This is a genomic window from Pseudoalteromonas sp. 4NS20-0020 (assembly GCF_057554385.1).
Map to the genome: position 1 here is coordinate 123,568 of NZ_BAAJMI010000001.1, position 15,782 is coordinate 139,349.

8 protein-coding genes and 1 tRNA gene are annotated in these 15,782 nt (G+C 39.9%); 2 read left to right on the top strand and 7 right to left on the bottom strand.

What is annotated here, in order from left to right; genetic code table 11:
• Window positions 1-199 precede the first annotated feature (199 nt).
• The 7 genes from AC27JL_RS00510 to AC27JL_RS00540 all read right to left on the bottom strand — a co-directional run bounded on the left by AC27JL_RS00510 (window position 200) and on the right by AC27JL_RS00540 (window position 13,874).
• Window positions 200-1,861, bottom strand: a complete 1,662-nt coding sequence (locus AC27JL_RS00510) for an HD domain-containing phosphohydrolase (RefSeq protein WP_487194537.1) — start codon at window positions 1,859-1,861, stop codon at window positions 200-202.
• The gene (locus AC27JL_RS00515) at window positions 1,833-4,058 is read right to left on the bottom strand and encodes a CHASE2 domain-containing protein (RefSeq protein ID WP_487194538.1); all 2,226 of its coding nucleotides are present in this window, start codon (window positions 4,056-4,058) and stop codon (window positions 1,833-1,835) included. Before AC27JL_RS00515 ends, AC27JL_RS00510 begins: the two co-directional genes overlap by 29 nt.
• 14 nt (window positions 4,059-4,072) lie before the next feature.
• Complete coding sequence (locus tag AC27JL_RS00520; protein ID WP_487194539.1) at window positions 4,073-4,906, bottom strand: MBL fold metallo-hydrolase; 834 nt, start codon at window positions 4,904-4,906, stop codon at window positions 4,073-4,075.
• Window positions 4,907-11,065: a tandem-95 repeat protein gene (locus tag AC27JL_RS00525; protein ID WP_487194540.1), complete on the bottom strand. Its 6,159-nt coding sequence runs from the start codon at window positions 11,063-11,065 to the stop codon at window positions 4,907-4,909.
• Window positions 11,066-11,105: 40 nt separating this feature from the next.
• The gene (locus AC27JL_RS00530; RefSeq protein ID WP_487194541.1) at window positions 11,106-12,218 is read right to left on the bottom strand and encodes a FecR family protein; all 1,113 of its coding nucleotides are present in this window, start codon (window positions 12,216-12,218) and stop codon (window positions 11,106-11,108) included.
• Window positions 12,219-12,230: 12 nt separating this feature from the next.
• Window positions 12,231-13,556 (bottom strand): hypothetical protein, encoded by a 1,326-nt coding sequence (locus AC27JL_RS00535; protein WP_487194542.1) that lies wholly within the window; start codon window positions 13,554-13,556, stop codon window positions 12,231-12,233.
• Window positions 13,557-13,798: 242 nt separating this feature from the next.
• Window positions 13,799-13,874: transfer RNA gene (locus tag AC27JL_RS00540), tRNA-His, on the bottom strand.
• Window positions 13,875-14,148: 274 nt separating this feature from the next.
• On the opposite strand from AC27JL_RS00540, the gene AC27JL_RS00545 reads away from it, so the two are divergent.
• Window positions 14,149-14,967 carry a mechanosensitive ion channel family protein gene (locus AC27JL_RS00545; protein WP_058428275.1) on the top strand — a complete coding sequence of 273 codons (819 nt, stop codon included), beginning with the start codon at window positions 14,149-14,151 and terminating at the stop codon, window positions 14,965-14,967.
• Window positions 14,968-14,994: 27 nt separating this feature from the next.
• The gene (locus tag AC27JL_RS00550; RefSeq protein ID WP_010555578.1) at window positions 14,995-15,777 is read left to right on the top strand and encodes a DUF481 domain-containing protein; all 783 of its coding nucleotides are present in this window, start codon (window positions 14,995-14,997) and stop codon (window positions 15,775-15,777) included.
• Window positions 15,778-15,782 lie beyond the last annotated feature (5 nt).

The following is a 15,782-nucleotide window of genomic DNA, read 5'->3' on the forward strand; positions in this document are numbered from 1 at the left end:
GCGAAATCATGAACTTTTCTTTTTGCTATTGATACAGCAAGGACTAAGTGCTACCTTTGCCACATATTTTTTGTTAATAAAACAACACTAAAAACCAAATAAAAAGTAAAAGGATTTCTATAAGTAGAAATAACCCCGTGTGTAAATGCCACCGTAAGGTGGCATTTTTTTGTTCAGCGTTGTTAATTTTAGTGGGGCATTAACGGATTGGTTTATATCCAGGTAGGTTATTAAGGTCTACGTCATCAAGCTGTTCTGGATTTGCGTATTCACTAATATAATTTTTGTACACGCCGGATTCGATAAAAACAGCGAAAATATCAGGGTCTAAGTGGTTTTTTTCGACCATAGTACCGAGTATAAATAAACACTCACTTACCGGCTTTGCCTTTTTGTAAGGCCTATCTACCGCTGAAAGTGCTTCAAATATATCGGTAATTGCCATTAACCGAGCAGGTATCGACATTTGCTCTTTGGTGAGACCCCTTGGGTAACCTGTACCATCGAGTTTTTCATGATGGCCTAATGCATACTCAGACACTTTACTTAAGTGTTTAGGGAACGGCAGGGCGTCTAAAATATTTTTAGTGACATCCATATGACGCTTCATGACATCATGCTCGCCAGCGGTGAGCGTTCCTCTTCGTATTGACAGGTTTTCAACTTCATCATCATTGAGCAGTGGTGTTTTTACGTCATTGATCACTAAGTGGTAGTGTTGTGCAATGCGTTCTATTTGGGCAAGTTCTTTGTCACCTAAAAATTCCCCGCCTACATTTATGCGTTGTAATAAAGCACGGTCCAGTGCAACTTGCTTAAGCTCGGTATCGAGCAGTCTTTCGAGTTGCTGCACCTCTACAGGCTTACCATTTTTCATTGCTGAGATTATTTGTTCTTGGTAGTTAATTTTTAAATCACGGCTAACGATCTCAAATTTGGCGTCTATGAAGCTGATACGATCAAAAATGGTTTCTAATTTAGTTGCCTTTTCCATGATGTGATCGGGGGTGGCGATTTTTCCGCAGTCATGTAACCAGCCAGCTATATCTAATTGATGCCGGTCTGAGTCGCTCATAGAAAATGACGCTAATGGGCCCTTGCTTATTGCATTTACCGCATCGGCCAGCATTAACGTTAATGCGGGTACACGCTTACAATGCCCACCGGTATGGGGAGACTTTTCATCGATAGCCATTGCAATGGTTTCAGCAAAAGTAGAAAACAACTCTTCCATTTCTTTAATCAGTGATGAGTTAGTTAATGCAATAGCCCCTAATGAAGCAAACGAGCGTATTAGCGTGACGAGCTCTTCACTAAAGGGAATAATATTATTGTTGCTATCTTTTACGTTTATAAGCTGTATCACACCTAAAATATCATCTTGGTGATCTTTTAAAGGAATAGTTAGCATTGATTGCGTGCGATAACCTGTGCGGGCATCCATTTCTCGCGCAGCGCTCATGTCAAAAGGCAGTGCAGCGTAAACATCAGGAATATTAATTACTTTGCCTGAATTAACAGCATGGGCAACGATTGCTCGTTGGTTTGGTTTGCCATCGATACACAAGTCAATATTGGGAAAGCTAACAAAACGATCTGAACCGCCACCCAAGTATAAGTTAAGTGATTTATTGATCACTGTTTCAAACTTAAGCTGATCATCTTCTGTAATCGAATAAATACTGCCTGCATCTGAGTTAGCGATAGACATAACAACTTGTAAAATTTCGTCTAACAGCAGTTGTGGCTCTTTTTCGGTAGTAAGGCGAATACTAATATCGATAAAGTGCTGAAGGTTTGTTCTGTCTTTAATGTGCTGGGGCATATTTTTGCTACTTTTTTGTATGTACGAAGGCACCATTCCAATCCTTAGCGAGTGTTTGTATATCTGTACTTTGTATTCTTTCTATGTAAACACGGTAAACGCCTGCGTTTAATACAGCGTTATTTTCTAATTGCTCAAATAAGCTAAGCGAATTTTCCCATTCTTTGTTATGGAAAAATGTGATGGCTTTAAGCGAGTTATCTATTTCGTTAAGCTGTACTTTATTGAGCTTATTCGTATAATTTATGGGTTCATATAGTGCAATTGAGGTTTTTTTTCCAACCACCTGTACTTTATCTATGAGCCTAAAAGTAATTCCTGAGCAAGCTTGCATTGTTTCTTCAGTGACCAGAATAGCGACACCGTAAAATTTGGTCAAGCTTTCGACTCTAGCACCTAAGTTAACCGCATCACCCAAAACTGTATAGGCTTTACGATATATTGAGCCCATGTCTCCTACATTCATGTCGCCAGAGCTTAAGCCTACTCCAATACTAATTGCAGGAAGGTTTTGCTGTGCAAACACGGCGTTTATTTCTATTAGGCCTTCATTCATTGCTAAAGCCGCTTCTACGCCGTGTTGGGCGTGGTCTTTATCTATTAACGGGGCATTCCAAAATGCCATGACCATATCGCCAACGTATTTGTCGATTGTGCCATTATTATCAAATATTATTTTAGTAATAGAGCTTAAGTATTGGTTTAAATACTCACTTAATTGATGAGCCGACATGCTCTCAGACAGTGACGTAAAACCTCTTATATCGGCAAATAAAACAGTCATGTTTCTGCGTTCGCTTGTTTTAGCTAGGTTACCGCCTTGCTCTATAAGCTGGTTGATACGTTCTGGTGGTACATATTGGTCAAACATCGTTTTTATTTTTTTGCTGTGTTTCATTTCAGCAATAGAACCAACAATAATGTAATAGCTAGCCAGAAGAGTGGTGAGTAACAAGGTCATAAACAAAGGAAGGCTCACCTTTTGTGCCGACCACAAATAAAAGTTTATAGCGACGACAACACCAGCAACAATAATCGACAGTGCCAAAATAAAACGTGCGGTTTTGCCAATACTAAAAAACGACAGCACAAGGCCAGTAATAATAATAATGATCAAACTGGCGCCAAGTGACCAACTCGGTTTTGAAGGAAGTAGTTGTGGGTTCATGAGTCCTTCAAATATATTGGCATGAACTTCAACTCCCGGGTATTGTAAGCCCACAGGTGTGGATCGTAAGTCAGCCAACCCCACAGCAGAGGTGCCAATAAACGCGACGCTTCCTTCAAGCTCTTTCAAGCCAACTCGTTGGGTTAGCACATCGGTTGCTGAGTAATATGGAAAGCTTCGAGCGCCGCCTTTATAAGGAATAAGTACTTGTCCGTATTCATCGGTTTGGATCCATTTATTGTGAAACTTAATGCCTTCAAATAGGGTTATACCATTTGATGTCGTTGAGCGTGTTTCTATTGTGTTGGCTAATGTGTACAAACGGGCTGCCTCAAGGGCCAACGAAGGGTAAAGGGTATCACCTACACTATTAATCAATGCTGCTTTTCGTATAAAGCCATCTTCATCACTATGTGCATTAATAAAACCTTGGCCTGATGCGGCTTTTTGTAACTGAGGGATATTAATAATAGCACCCGGGTAGTCATTAATTTGCGAGTTGATGTGATCATCTTCTCGCCAAACCACGCTACTTTTAGATGGCGCTTTATGCTCACTTAATTTGTCGTTAATTAATAAAAACCCTAAGGTAATATCATTTTTTGCCAGCGCTTTAGCCAATTTTGTATCGGCATCTACTTGTTGTTTTATTGTCAAAAGGGGGGTCGAATACTTTGCCGAAAAGTCAGGAAGTTCAGTTATGATTTTAGTGACTGGGTTTACTTCAGGCTCCGAAAAAAATATATCGAAGGCGATAACAATAACACCAGCGTCAGTCAATTTAGTTACTAGCTCAGCTACTTTAGAGCGACTCCAAGGGAAGCGCCCCTGTTCTTGCATGCTTTTTTCATCAATATCGATGATCACTACAGATTCATTTACTTTTCTTGGTGTGTCTGTGAGGGTTAGTTGTAAGCGTGAATCGTAAATAATCCCTTCAACTCGGTTTAAAAGTTTAGCTACAGCGCCTGTCGAAAAAAATTCAATAGATGCTATGAGTAATGTGATCAACACACCAATATAAAAATGTTTTGATGTTATTTTTTTTAATAGGTTAATAGTCAAAGCTCCTAGCGCATTTAAAATTCAAAAACGCGCCCCTCTTTACCACATTCAATACGCACATCATTGCCGTAGCTTGTTTGTAAATAACGTTCTATTTCGATAAGTTGCTCATCGGTTCTTGATGGATCGTGACTGATTATCACCATGTTTTTGACTTTCGCTTTTATTGCAAGTTGAGCAACTTGGTCAATAGTGCTGTGGCCCCAGCCATGTTTTAATGGTAAGTCAGCATCAATAAGTTGAGCGTCATGTATAAGTAAATCGGCCCCTTCTATAAATGCTGCCCACTCGCTAATACTGGTTTTAGTTTGCTGAGGTGGGTTAAGCTCGTTGTCGGTCACATATGCCACCTTCGCGCCATCAGCAATTAAGCAATAAGCAGTTCCGCCACCAGGGTGATTTAGCGGTGCGGTGGAGATAGAAAAACCATTAAGGTTAAATTGTGATTGTGCCGAAAGCTCAGTATTGAGCGTAATGTTTGACGGTAAATCTTGATGGCGTACAGGGAAATAAGAGCCACTCATTTGTTTTAAAATAGCGTGTTGGCTACCTTTATCCTCAACATCACCTGCAACAATTGTTATATCGCGATTTGCTTGATAAATAGGTTTAAAAAAAGGAAAGCCCTGAATATGATCCCAATGATTGTGAGTGAGCAAAATATAGATGGGGCTTTGCTGCTCGAGTAAATAATCTCCAAGTTTTGCTATTCCAGTGCCCGAGTCTAATATCAGTGAACTGCCATTTTTTTTTGTCACATAAGTACACGATGTATTCCCACCATATAGGTGGGTATCGCTACCGGGTGTAGGCATTGAGCCTCTTACCCCAAATAATTCGACTTTCATTTATGGCTCAACTCCATCCGGATAAAAATCAAACTTAGATACACTGATATTATTTGAGCTACCATTATCGCAAGTGCTACTTAAGACTATTTGCGTGTCAGTTTGTAGAATCAACGAGGTAAATACGAGTGAATTTGTACAAAGGTTAGCTTGGTAATAACCAACTCCACTAGTACCAAATGTGTTATCAAGCTCACCATTTGTAGTAATTCGTGCAATTACGCCCTGGTTGTTACTGGTACCGACTAATATAAGTTTATCAGTGCTATCTAGCTTGGCACCTTTAATTAAAGTATTGCCGGTTACAGCTAAAATATATTGGCCAACGCCATTGTCAGCAAAGCTTGTATCTAACGCACCTGACGAAAGCAAGCGCACAACATTCGCTTTATCAGGTGTACTGACTAAATTTGCAACTAAATAGATTGCGCCAGATGAGTCGGTTAGTACACTGGCTACTTTATTGTTGGTGTTAGGCGTATCGGTACCTGAATATCTAAACAACTCATTGCCGGTTAAGTTAAGTTTGAGCGCAATCAATGCTGAATCAGCACCTGTTACTAATTCACCAGCAATAAAAATCTCATTGTTATCAATGTGAATTTTAGAAAAATCCTCACCCGTTAACCCTAATAAAACGCCTTCAGTGCCAAAGCTTGTAGCAAGTACCCCTTGCGCTGTGAGCATTATTGCAAATGACTGTGCGTTTGCAGATTGCGTTGCAGTGCCCACTGCAACAATATTGTTACTATTGGTTATTGCTATATCTGATAATGTAAGCGCCTCGGTATTTTCAATGTTGGTTACATAGATGCCATCGGTTGCAAATGTTGTGTCGAGGGAGCCGTCTTGGTCCACTTTGGCTACAAAACCTTGCGAGCCATTGGTGGTTTTTTTAGTACCAGCAAGTAATAAGTTGCCATTGTTTAATTCAGCTAACGCAACGTGTTGTGAGTTTAACTCTGTGGCAATTTCTTTGTGGCCCGTCTTACTAAAGCCTGAGTCTATTGCGCCTGTACTGGTAAAGCGAGTTAATACTAATTTTATTACACCGTTTGTTTCGGCTGTTGAGGCAAGCATATATTTACCTGCTTGAGCGCCATTACTAAGTTGTATCAGTTTCATTGATTTATCGTTTGACGCTTCGGTTATTTCATCAACTGTTAAATAACCTGTGCTATTGAAATTAGTAAACAATGCGGCTTGATCGGTTATTGCTCCAATAAATGGTTTAGCGTTGGTGTCGTCATCAATGCCGGCTACCCATAAAGTATCGTTAGAGTCGATAGACGTTGTGTTTACAATTTGTTTAGCATTTATATCCGAAAGAATGCTAACTCCAGACTCACCGTAAGTATCATCAAGTAAACCGGTTGAACTAATTACGCGAGCTGTAAATACGTGTTCTGCATTAGGAACACCCGTTGTGCCCGAGAGCATTATTTCATTTTTAATTGGCTCGTATTGGATACCCGTTACTTGATCGCCTCCATTACCCGCGCCGCTGTTGCCATCAATGTCATAAATAGCAATTCCATCTGTGTCAAAACTGGTCACGAGCTCGCCATTTTTATCAATGGCTAACACAACAGCTTCTTTTTCACCTGTTTGGCTTGTCATATAGCCACCTGCAAAAGCTGTAAAATTAGAATCAGCTAAACCACCAATGGCAAATAACTCATCGTCTTTATCATTACCAGATAAATCAATAGTAAGAGACGCACCACCGTTAAAGTCATTATCGTTATTACCATTCGATTTTAAATAACGCAAAAGTGAGTTTTTAGTACCATCAGCATCGGTAACGCTACCCACAACTAAATAGTCTGATTTTTCAAAGTTTTTAACTGCGTAACCTTCATCATCGCGATTAGCACCACTTACATCAACGATGGTGGGTGTGGAGTTTTCAAATGACAAGTCGTCGGTTTTATAATGTATCCATAGGCTATCGGTTTGAGTACCATCAAAGTGCTTGCCTACAGCAAGTAATTTATTACCGTCAATTTCAAGGTCATTGATAACCGTGGTACTGTTAAGCGTTGTACATTTTATACCCGTGTTACTTTCCCCGTCATCGTCGTCTGAGCCAGTTCTTAATGCTCCTGCAAGATCCATCTTAAGTACGCACGCTTCGTTATTACTGCCATCAAAACTAGAGTAGGCAATAAATAAATCGGTGCCGTCGGAAATAATGGCAGTGGCTTCTTCATCTTGCTCTAAATCAAGTATTTTAATGCCAGTGGTATTAAATGCGGTGTTTACATCACCATTATTTGTGTACGAAACAATAAGAATGTCTTTGTCTGCATTATTGGTAAAGCCCACAAAATATAAGTTGTTGTTAAGCGCTATGCTGTCATTAAATTGCCCACTTGAAAATACGCTGCCTAGATCAAGCTGCCCTGAAATAGGGCGACCAAATGATGTATCTTCAATAGGGATTAGTGGCTCGGCAACATCAATTATATTAACCGTTATATTAACCGCAGTGGTTTCATTAGGGGTGCCGTTATCTGTTACTTGAATATTTAATATGTATTGAGTTTTGGTTTCATAGTCAAAAGGGGTTTCGCCATTCACGCTTAAAATGCCAGATGATGCATTTAAGCTAAATAAAGCAAAATCACCGCCGGCTAATACGTAAGTTAAATCTTGGTTTTCATAATCAGTTGCAACAATGGTTCCTATAATGTCGGAATCTGTCGCGTCCTCATTAATGCTAAAGCTTTGTTCAGCAACTACGGGTGCATCGTTGATTGGGTTGATGGTAATCGCTAATGTACTGTTAGACGTTCCACCGTTATTATCACTTGCAGTGTAAGTGACCGTTGCAACACCATTTGCATTAGCTGCAGGCGTGTACTGAATTTGGTTATTTAAAATAGTTGCCGTGCCTACATCAGCACTCGCGTTACTTATTACTAAGCTGTCGCCATCCACATCTGAATCGTTAGCGAGTACATCAATAGTAATAGGCGCTGCATCTTCATCCATGGTTGCGGTATCGGCAGTGGCAACGGGGACATCGTTGATTGGGTTGATGGTAATGGCTAATGTACTGTTAGCCGTTCCACCATTATTATCACTTGCAGTGTAGGCCACCGTTGCAACGCCGTTTGCATTAGCAGCAGGCGTGTACTGAATTTGGTTATTTACAATAGTTGCAGTGCCTATATCAGCGCTCGCGTTACTTATTACTAAGCTGTCGCCATCCACATCTGAATCGTTAGCGAGTACATCAATAGTAATAGGCGCTGCATCTTCATCCATGGTTGCGGTATCGGCAGTGGCAACGGGTGCATCGTTGATTGGGTTGATGGTAATGGACAATGTGCTGTTAGCCGTTCCACCATTGTTATCGCTTGCAGTGTAAGTGACCGTTGCAACACCGTTTGCATTAGCCTCTGGCGTATATTGAATTTGGTTATTTACAACACTTACAGCACCCACATCGGCAGTGGCGTTACTGATCACTAAGCTGTCGCCATCCACGTCTAAATCGTTAGCGAGTACGTCAATAGTAATAGGTGCCGCATCTTCATCCATATTTGCGGTATCAGCAGTGGCAACGGGTGCATCGTTGATTGGTAAAATAGTAATGCTCAGTGTTGAAGTCGCATTTGCATCTTGCGCATCTTTTATTGAATAAGTCACCGTTGCTACACCATTTGCATCGGGGGCGGGTGTGTACTGAATTTGATTTTCAACAATTAGCGCAGTGCCACTGTCGGCAGAGACTTCGCTCAATATTAAGCTGTCGCCATCAATATCCGAATCATTGGCTAAAACGTCAATGAGCAATGCAATTGCGTCTTCATTTATGGTAGCAAGGTCAGCGTTTGCAACGGGCGCATCATTTACAGGCGTTACAATAATCGTAACACTTGCGGTACTGTCTTTCTCACCAGAAGAGCCATTTTCATATCCATCAGTAATACTGTAGGTAAGAATAGTTTGTCCAGAAAAGTTGGCCGGCGGGGTATATTCAATTTGCCCATTAACAATGCTTGCTGAGCCAAGTGTGCTATTTACATTAAATAGTGTAATGGTATCGCCGTCAGCGTCTGAGTCATTTGCTAGTACATTAAGCTGTGTTGCGCTGCTATCTTCGGCTATGGTGAACTGATCATCGCTTGCCTCAGGGAAGGTGTTATTTCCACTTTCACTCAGGGTTACTTGAGCGGTTGCGGTTAAGCCCTGATCGTTTGAAATTGAATAAGAAAAACTATCGACCCCAGAAAAATCAGCATTAGGTTGATAAGTGAATGAGCCATCACTATTTAAATTGAGCGTGCCGTTTTGAGGCGCTGTAACAGGTGCGGTATCAACAGTAAGTTCGCCAGTTTCTATATTAAAGTCGTTGGCTAGTAGGCCACTTTCAGCTGAGACTGAAAATAGACTATTTCGGCTAAACTGATATGCATCGTTTTGCGCAACCGGTTTATCTGGCTGGCTATTTACAACGATAGTGACAGTCGCTGTGGCACTAGCACCCTGGGAGTCAATGGCTGCATATTGAAACTGGTCTACCCCATTAAAGTTAGCATCAGGTATGTAACTAAAGCTGCCATCAATGCTAAGTAAAAGTTGCCCGTGAGTAGGTGCAACTATAAAGGTGTCGTCTACCGTAAAGGTGTCGCCGTTAGGATCAGTATCATTGCTAAGTACCCCACTTTCTGCAGAGATAACAAGCGTATTATCTTCGTTTACGTTATAACTATCGTTATTAGCTACGGGTGCCGAGTTAGTATTGGTGCTTACAATAAATACAGTTGCTGTAGCTTCACCGCCTTGGTTATCAATAACTTTATATTGAAAGCTATCTTCACCTTGCATATTTGGTTCGCCTTGGTATTCAAAGCTACCGTCAGCAAATAAGGTTAGCTGTCCGCGCAGCGGCTCATTAACAGGCGCTACATCAACCGTAAGTTCATCTAAATCAACATCGCTATCATTACCTAACAAACCGGGAGCTGAAACAGTTAACGTACCATCGTTTGAAATATTATAGGTATTGTTTAGGGCAGTAGGCGCATCATTAATTGGGTTGATAGTTATTGCCACAACCGCGGTGTCGGTTCTGCCTAGCTCGTTAATAATTTGATAGCTAAATGCATCTTCACCATTAAAGTTAAGCGCAGGCTGATAAGTAAAATCACCCGATTCGGTCATAGTTACTGAGCCATGCGAAGGGGCTACTAATACTTGTGTATTAGCACGCAGTTGGCCGCTATACGGATTCGTATCGTTTGTTAGTACATTGCCTTGCAGGGCAGTATCTTCATCAATTTCAAATATATCGTTGTTAGCTGTAGGAGCAAAAGCAAGTTCTCCACCTAGGGGAGCTATGTTTATTAAGTTAGAAAACCCACTTTCACCGCTACCATCTATGCCTGTTATAAGAGCTTGATAGCTTTTGTTTGTAATCGTGTTTGGTATTGTAAAGAAAGGGTCCGAAATGCTTAAAAATTGTTGGCCATTTTCAAGTTCATCAACATTAGAAGGCGATACACCCGGTTGGGTGGCAATATATACGTTATAACGGTTTAGCTCATTGTTGGCTTGCCAAGCAAGGTTAATACCTTGATCTTCTCGTTGAGCTGTTACTCCTACAATTTGATGAGGCTGCCAGCTAAACGTAATTGCATCGGCAAGTACTTGGTTTTGGAGTGTATCTGTTATCCATATTTCTAAGCGTAATTCTCCAGCAATTACACCATAAATAGATGGGCTTAACCCAATAACAGAACGCTCGTATTCATTACCACAATCAGATGAGCAAATAGGCAGGCTTTTATTAACGCCGGGTAATACTAAGTTTATTTCGCTAATGCCATCGGGATCGCGGGCATTAAGTAAAAATGAAACATTACCCTGTACTGTTTCTGTTTGAGTAAAGCCAATAGTAGCTTGCGAGTTTGCTATAGCTGAGCCCACAGCGCCGCGACTCGCGGTATTTTCACCTAAAATCAGTATTTGTGTTGTTTTATTACTGGCTAAAACGCCCGCTAAATTTACATAACTTGCAACGGCTGGTGGGTTAACTGTAGATGTAGCCGCTTGCGCTGACGCTTGAGGTTGTTGCTCATCTGAGCCTCCACAAGCACTTAGTGCAAACATCATTGAACCAAGCAAAAGGTGTTTTTTTGCGGTCATTATTTAATACTCCAAAATAAAAGCGGTCTATCCAATGTGTTTACGGTTCTAATATAAAAGAACCGCTCGCGTTTACATCTGGATTATTAATTTCACTCAACTGAAAGTTACCTATAATGGTGTCTAGGTCATTTAAAAACACCGCGTCTATATCACCTTCTGCTTTATTGTTTCCGTATGAGGCAAACGTAATAGCTAAATCAAGTTCACTTATATTTATTAAACCACTGTACGCGGCATACCAAGTACCGCCGGCATCATTAAAGCTAATTTCGCCATCAGGCACTGTTCCATTGTCAAAATCAACGGCCATAGTCATAGAAAAGTCGGTAACGCCTCCTGCACTTGAAGCCACACTAAAATCAGAAGCGTTGTAGTTAAAAATACCTTGGCGCTGAGCTATTTGGTCAACTAAAAAGGCGTTATCTACAGCCTGAAATTGCTGCTCAGAGTATGCGTCTGCTGTGCTATCATCTTCTATGATTGTGTTGTTTGTTGAGGCTGTTTGAGTTTGCTCTGTTTCTTCACTTTCGCTATTAGGCTCAATAGTTGCAACGGTTTGATCAAATACAGCTGCGGCACGCGTTGTTGTAAAAACATCACCAGTACTTGTAATTTGTGCAAACGAAAACGCTTCATTATCACCAAGCGACAGCACGTTGTTGTTTGTAAGTGTTAGGTCGATTGCACCATCCCACACAGCTATAAATACATCACTACCTACTAGCTGCACTTCAAAGTGCGTGCCACGAATACCAATTGACCCCACAGGGGTTTTGACGTCATAAGCACCGCCATTTTTTTTGATAACGCCAGATATAGAACGCAGGCCGCCTTTGAGTAACTCAATAGATGCAGACCCTTGTTGTGTGTTTTTATCAAACTGGTAATTGGCTATATTAAGTTCTGAATTTTCTTTTAAAGAAATTAAACCGCCATCTAACATTGAAAACTGCGCTTTACTTTGGTTGCCAGTCGTTATTCGGTCTATACCAAAAACAGTATCACGACGCTGCAATTGACGTTGTTGGGCTGCCTCATTTGTTGCTAATACAGAACCACGGGCCAAAATTGTTTTACCCGCTGGCTCACTTGCTTGCGCATAAAAATTTACACACAGTAAGGCGGTAATGATAGGAAGTATGTGTTTCATAAATACCTTAAATTAAAATGAGTAAGAGGCGCTTAAATTAATGTCTAAACGGTCGTATTCGAACAAAGCAATATTGCTGCTTTTATCCTGGTAGTTAGTGGTTAGTTGCAACGCAAAATCACGACTAACTAAGTAGCGAACAGTAGCCGAGAGCATAAGTAGATTATCGGCACGTTCTTGCAAAAATAAAGGATGATCTTCTTTGTAATTAATCCATTGGTAACCAGCAAGTGAAAGTAATTGCCAATTTTTGGCTAATTGAGTGTTGGCTTGGTAGTACACACTGGTGCTTTGGCGACTATTAAACTCTCCCTGAGTTAAGTCTGCGTCCTCATTTTTAACATTGACACTAAAACGGTTAAACCAATATTGTGTTGAATAACTTACTCCAGTATTAATCGTATAAAATGTATTATCGAGCTTGTCGTCAAACCGGTTGTTTAATTCCCCCCCACTGAGCGCTGCAAAAAGGGTAATACCGTCTGATAACGCAAAATCAGCCCCCAAGGTTATAGCCGACTCAGCTCTATAAAGTTCTGAATTAAGTATTAAAGGCGTTGTTGAAGCCTGAACGTGCCAATTAATACTTCCAATATCATAATGGTATGCAGCACTAAAATGGGCATTAACTCTGTCATACTGACTCAGTTCGGCGAATTTGTACCACCCAGCGTTAGCGTTTATTACTACAGTGCTTTGTTGATTAATAGGATAAGAGTATTTACCTGAGTAATTAAGCTTAGCGTAACTATCATCTGTGCTTTTGCTTTCAGGAGATAATAAAAATTCCCCAATTTCAGGAATAATAATTGTATCTTCTGTAGTGCCTGCATTTACGTTGCCATCAACACCTAACGCAAACTCAATATTTTGAGAATAAAAATCACCGGCTCGTTTACTCTGTAAAGCGACCCTATCTAACAATGCCTGTGCAGAGGTTTTTATGGTGTTTGGCGCCATAGATGAGTTAACAAGTATTAAGGCTTGATTTTGTGCTGCAGGAAAGTTTTTTACCAACATATAAGCGCGAGCTAAAAATAAACGCGCTTCATACCACTTTGGGTTGCTTTCAATGGTGCGCTCAAAAGCAAAAATAGCCTCAGCAGTATGATTTAACTTTAAAGCAGAAACACCTAACAAAAAATCATAAGTGGGCTCGCCTAAATACTGGTTTTGTTCTTGGCTTAGCTGGTAGGCTTGATGAAATTTTTTTTCAGAGACTAATTTTTGTACATCGATTAAAAACTGACTGTAGCTGTTAATATTTTGTGCAATAGAACTAAAACTGAGGGCGGTTAAATAACTACATAGGAAAAGCTTTAGAATCGGTTTAATCATACTTAGTTATATATCTTGAAAAGTGTAGATATATTTTACATTAAAAATAGGTTTTGAACAGAAAATAAGCGGTTTTTAATGAAAATACATAATAAATTCAATGATATTTGATTTTAAGCATAAATATCAATTCATCGAAGATAATATAGGGCTAGCAAATTTGAATATAAGCGGGTTTAAAAAGTTTGTGTAAGATTAACGTTGTAGATTTTATTTACAGAGGAAGATTGGTATAGAAAAAATGGGGCGATTGACGGGGCTTGAACCCGCGACAACCGGAATCACAATCCGGGGCTCTACCAACTGAGCTACAACCGCCACTACACACCTTGTTTGGTGTGGCGCGCATAATACATAAAATAATAAACCTTGTGAAGCCTTAAATTAAAAAAAATTAAATTTAAAAATAAAATCTAAAAATTCACTCTCGTACAGCGAAAGTTCAGTAATGCTTCTTCAAGCTATGCGCGATTAAAAACTATAAACAATTCGCCATATATATAGTATGAATTCATTAATAAATGAGAACAAATTGTAAATTAATGTATAATGCTATCCGGAAAAACACTAATCAAAAACATTTGGAGTAAACATGGATTCAGTACTTAATTGGCTTAATGATAACTCAGGCTTAATTTTACACTATAGTATTCAAGCAGTTGTTGCGCTTATTATCTTTTTAATAGGTAGTAGGGTTGCTAAGTTTTGTTCTAACTTAACAGAAAAGGGCTTTGCGAAAAAACAAGTAGATAAAGCGGTTGGCTCTTTCGTAGCAAGTATTGTGTATACCCTTGTATTTGCATTAACAGTACTAATGGCGCTTTCGCAAATTGGTATTGAAACAACGTCATTCATTGCTATTTTAGGTGCAGCCGGCTTAGCGGTAGGTTTAGCGTTGCAAGGTTCACTGTCTAATTTTGCGTCGGGTGTACTAATCATTTTACTTCGTCCGTTTAAATCGGGTGATTTTGTAGAAGCCGGTGGCAAATCTGGTACGGTTAAAAAAATCGAAATATTCTCTACAGAACTTCGCACACCAGATAATAAAGTAATTATTGTGCCAAACTCTCAAATTATGTCAGGTGCGATTACAAACGTATCGCGCGAATCAACTCGCCGTATCGATTTAGTAATTGGTGTTGGTTACGATGCTGATTTACGTCAGGCAAAAGAAGTATTAAAATCAGTACTTGATGCAGAAACACGCTTACTTACAGACCCTGCTTATACTGTAGCTGTTTCAGAACTAGGTGATTCAAGCGTTAACTTTGTTGTGCGTCCTTGGGTTAATGCTGCTGACTACTGGCCTACATATTTTTCACTAATGGAAAATATTAAAATTGCATTAGACGACGCAAATATTTCAATTCCATTTCCGCAAATGGATGTTCATTTACACAAGCAAGACTAATTTTTAGTATTAAATAGGTTATTTTTAATGAAATTAAAGCTTTTATCAGTGTTAGTTGCAGCTTCTGCTGCGACTAACGCTTTCGCTGAAGATGCAGAGCAAAAAACGTGGGAAGTTACCAGTGAGCTTGGTGCTATTGTTACTAGTGGTAACACGGAAACAACAACGCTTAAAGGTGGTATTAAAGTACAGCACAACTTAGAAAGCTGGAACAACGAGTACAAGCTTGACGGAATCTACAAAGAAGATGAAGTTGACGATGCAAACGGTAACAAAGTTACTCAACGCACAAACGAAAAGTACTCAATTTCAGCCCAAGGTAACTACAAATTAAATGAAGAGCATTCTCACTTATTCATTTATGGTTCACACGTTTCAGACTACTTTGGTGCATACCGCAGTGAATCTGTAATTTCAGCGGGTTATGGCTTACGTTTGTTAAATGAAAAAACAATGTGGTTAAGCGCAGAGATTGGTCCGGGTTACAAATACTTTGAGTACCCAGATGACAGCACTGAAGTAGACGAAAATGGCAACCCGCTTGCTGGTGAGTTTGAAGGTGAAGTGATTGCCCTTGGTAAATTAGACTACAATTGGCAAATTTCTGATAATGCACGTTTTACGCAGTTAGTGGCGGTTGAATACGGTGACACGAACACTAAAACACGTTCAGAAACGGCATTGCTTGCTAAAATTAATGGTTCTCTACAAATGAAAGTGGCTTTTAATGTTACCAACAACTCAGACGTTGCTGATGACAAAGAAAGCACAGACACAGAGACGTCATTCACACTAGTTTACAGTTTTTAACCAAA

Excerpts from the sequence above, each read along its gene's own strand:
- AC27JL_RS00525 (WP_487194540.1), bottom strand. The coding sequence starts at position 11,065 with ATGACCGCAAAAAAACACCTTTTGCTTGGTTCAATGATGTTTGCACTA.
- AC27JL_RS00520 (WP_487194539.1), bottom strand. The coding sequence starts at position 4,906 with ATGAAAGTCGAATTATTTGGGGTAAGAGGCTCAATGCCTACACCCGGT.
- AC27JL_RS00510 (WP_487194537.1), bottom strand. The coding sequence starts at position 1,861 with ATGGTGCCTTCGTACATACAAAAAAGTAGCAAAAATATGCCCCAGCAC.
- AC27JL_RS00550 (WP_010555578.1), top strand. The coding sequence starts at position 14,995 with ATGAAATTAAAGCTTTTATCAGTGTTAGTTGCAGCTTCTGCTGCGACT.
- AC27JL_RS00530 (WP_487194541.1), bottom strand. The coding sequence starts at position 12,218 with ATGAAACACATACTTCCTATCATTACCGCCTTACTGTGTGTAAATTTT.
- AC27JL_RS00535 (WP_487194542.1), bottom strand. The coding sequence starts at position 13,556 with ATGATTAAACCGATTCTAAAGCTTTTCCTATGTAGTTATTTAACCGCC.
- AC27JL_RS00545 (WP_058428275.1), top strand. The coding sequence starts at position 14,149 with ATGGATTCAGTACTTAATTGGCTTAATGATAACTCAGGCTTAATTTTA.